Raw genomic sequence first — 3,453 nt, forward strand, 5'->3', positions numbered from 1 at the left:
TAAATATGCTGAAAACAACCGCGTGGGCAAAAGTAACAGCTTACAATTCATGGGCAAAGGCAACGATGAAATTACACTCAAAGGTGTATTATTCCCAATGATCACAGGTGGGCGTCATGTCGTTGATCTATTCAAAGTGCAATGTGAACTTGGCATTGCCTTCCCTTTGATTGAATCAAGTGGCCGAATTCATGGCACATTTGTGTGTACTTCTATTGTTGAAACGTGCAAATATTTGGAATCCAACAACGCACCCAATCGCATTGACTTCACGATCTCATTCAAACGATCAGGTGATGATATTTTAGATTATGCTAGTATCATCACAACGCAATTGGTGAGTTTGATATGAATATATTATCTACTGGCGTATTAACACCACACTATATGATCATGATGGAAGGCAATGACATCACACAAGCATTTGCCAACCGTTTGATCAGTTTAAACTTGATTGATAACAGTGGCTTTGAAGCTGATTCTGTCACGATCACGATTGATGATGCAGATGGCAAAGTAGAATTGCCAAAAACAGGCGTGAAATTAGATGTATTCATTGGCTTCAAAGAGAAACTGCTCATTGATAAAGGCACATTTGTGGTGGATAGCATTACGCATTCAGGTGCACCAGATGTCATTGAAATCGGTGCAAAGTCAGCTGATTTTCGTGAAAAATTCATTGAACAACGTAATCATGCTTATCACAATAAAACCATTGAAGAGATTCTCAATGAAATTGCGAAGCGTTATGAATATAAAACTGCGATCAGTGATTCATTAAAAATCATCAAAATAAATGACTTACAGCAATCCAATGAATCTGACGCTAATCTTTTAACGCGCCTGGCAATTGAATATGATGCTGTGGCCACAATCAAAAAAGGCACACTGTTATTTTTGGAAGCAGGATCAGGCAAAACAGCAAGTGGTCAAGAACTACCTGAAGTAATTATTACTCGTAAAGATGGTGATAAACACAGCTATCAAGTGAGTGATCGTAATGCTTATACAGGTGTGATCGCTAAATATAATGATGCAAAAGGTGGCAGACGCAAACAGGTTATTTTTGGCAAAGATGATAAAACTAAAATGCTCCGCACAACATTCAGAAGTGAAGATGAAGCCATGCGAGCAGCTGAAAAAGAGATGCAACGCCTAGCACGTGGTAAAGAAAGCTTTAATTTCTTTCTCGCCATTGGCCAACCTGAAACATTGGCATGTTCACCAGTCAAAGTGATGGGCTTTAAAAAAGATATAGACGAAAAAAAATGGATCGCTAATCGTGTGATCCATTCTTTGGGGGATAATGGTCTAACTACTCAGGTTGAGGCTGAAGTGAAACCATAATAATTATTATTTAGAAGTATCATTACCTGTGAGCATCTTACCAGCCTCCAATGCTTTACCAGCTAATTCAGTACCAGAATCAATAGGATTTTTTACAATAGCTTGTTTATCTAGGGTATTAGAAGGATTAAAAGATACACTGTTAATTAAATCTTGCATTAATTGCTCCAATAATTCTGTTTCATTATTGCTCCCTATGCTCTCAATTTGTTGTTTAAAACTACTATATGAACTAGCAACAGCTTCTTTGTGAGCATACTCCTGCTGCAATCGTATTGCCCCATTTAATTTAGAGGAGATAAAAGTAGTTAACCAAGCAAGCAGCCCAATAAATGGTAATTGCATTAATATTTTGGAAAAAACTAATGTTAAACTAATATCCCCCGATTGAGCGTATATGTATAAATTATACAAACCTAATGCTAAAAATGTTCCATATAAAAATTTTAATGCAGTCGTGTATCCCTTAATTTCCTCATTAAATGATTCTTTAGCTATCTTGTAGGAACTCGCTAATCCTACACTCATAGCAGATGGCAATAATTCTTCAATTTTTGTCGTGAATCTTTTATAAGTATTTTCATATTCTATGATCTTTTTATCAACCTCATCTTTTTTCTTTGCAAAAAAATTTTCTAGCTCTTTAGCTTGTTCCTTCGTTTTAGCTTGTATTGCATCAAGAGAATCGTTGGTTTCTTCTAATTTTTCATCTAAATCGTCAATTCTACTCTCAGCACCATCTTCAGCAAATAACTTTTCCACTAAATCATCAATTTTAGATTTAGCACCTTCTTCTCCAAACAACTTTTCCACTAAATCATCAATTTTAGATTCAGCACCTTCTTCTCCAAACAACTTTTCATCTAAATCATCAATTTTAGATTCAGTACCTTCCTCTCCAAACAGTTTTTCATTCAATGTATCAATTTTAGATTCAGTACCATCTTCACCAAATAGTTTTTCATCTAATGCATCAATTTTAGATTCAGCACCATCTTCGCCAAATAGCTTTTCATCTAACGCATCAATTTTAAATTCAGTGCCATCTTCACCAAATAGCTTTTCATCTAATGAATCAATTTTAGATTCAGCACCATCTTCACCAAATAGCTTTTCATCTAATGCATCAATTTTAGATTCAGCACCATCTTCACCAAATAGCTTTTCATCTAATGCATCAATTTTAAATTCAGCACCATCTTCGCCAAATAGCTTTTCATTCAATGCATCGATTCTAGTTTTTACATTTGTTTCTGTTGTAGATAATTTATCATCTACAACTTTAAGCCGTTCTGTCGTATCTGATTCTACTGTCACTAACTTTTCATCTAATGCATCGACTCTAGCTTTTACATCTGTTTCTGATGTAGATAATTTGCCATCTACAACTTTAAGCCGTTCTGCCGTATCTGATTCTGCCGCCACTAACTTTTCATCTAATGCATCGACTCTAGCTTTTACATCTGTTTCTGATGTAGATAATTTGCCATCTACAATTTTAAGTCGTTCTTTCGTATCTGATTCTGCTACCACTAACTTTTCATCTAATGCATCAACTCTATTTTTTACATTTGTTTCTGTTGTAGATAATTTGTCATCTAAAGCTTTAATTTTGATTTCAATAGTTGTAATTTTAGTATCATCTACTTTTGTAGCATTTTCATCTTCTGTACTCATAATTATTAATTAAACCTCACCTGTTTCTAAAAAATGTAAAAACTGTTCTTTATTCATAATCAACGTGCCATTTTCTGTGGCTCGTTCCGCTTGTTTCTCTGGTAGTTCTTCATTGGTAATAATGGCAAATAATGTTTTGGTTTGAGTTTTCAAAACTTTCAAATTATATGGCTTTGCCAATGCTTCCAATAACATCTGTTCATCATCTGAGAACCCAACAAAGTTAATTGTCAAAGCAGGTGATTTAGTGTTTTTCTTAGGTGCTGATTTTTTCTTTTTAGTTGGCACAAAGTTCTGTAATAACTGCTTTGCATTGCCTAAATACTCAACTACACGATCTTTTTTGAAAGTTCTTTCAGCGTGACGATCTAAACATATACCTGTGAAATACTCATAATCAACTGATTTAATAATTACACTGCGTTTAGT

4 protein-coding genes are annotated in these 3,453 nt (G+C 34.6%); 2 read left to right on the forward strand and 2 right to left on the reverse strand.

What is annotated here, in order from left to right; translation table 11 throughout:
* Together BZK14_RS04125 and BZK14_RS04130 are read left to right on the forward strand one after the other, a co-directional pair.
* The coding region (locus tag BZK14_RS04125; protein ID WP_077925311.1) for a phage tail protein at nucleotides 1-352 on the forward strand (352 nt) is incomplete at its 5' end.
* Nucleotides 349-1,347, forward strand: a complete 999-nt coding sequence (locus BZK14_RS04130; RefSeq protein ID WP_077925312.1) for a contractile injection system protein, VgrG/Pvc8 family — start codon at nucleotides 349-351, stop codon at nucleotides 1,345-1,347. The genes BZK14_RS04125 and BZK14_RS04130, both read left to right, overlap by 4 nt.
* A 6-nt stretch (nucleotides 1,348-1,353) precedes the next feature.
* Here BZK14_RS04130 and BZK14_RS04135 read toward each other — a convergent pair whose 3' ends face one another.
* Together BZK14_RS04135 and BZK14_RS13235 are read right to left on the reverse strand one after the other, a co-directional pair.
* Nucleotides 1,354-3,024, reverse strand: coding sequence for a coiled-coil domain-containing protein (locus tag BZK14_RS04135; RefSeq protein WP_077925313.1), 1,671 nt, complete (start codon nucleotides 3,022-3,024; stop codon nucleotides 1,354-1,356).
* A 9-nt stretch (nucleotides 3,025-3,033) separates the two neighbouring features.
* The coding region (locus tag BZK14_RS13235; RefSeq protein ID WP_077925314.1) for a hypothetical protein at nucleotides 3,034-3,453 on the reverse strand (420 nt) is incomplete at its 5' end.

Source organism: Wohlfahrtiimonas larvae, from assembly GCF_002006755.1.
GTDB lineage: Bacteria > Pseudomonadota > Gammaproteobacteria > Cardiobacteriales > Wohlfahrtiimonadaceae > Wohlfahrtiimonas > Wohlfahrtiimonas larvae.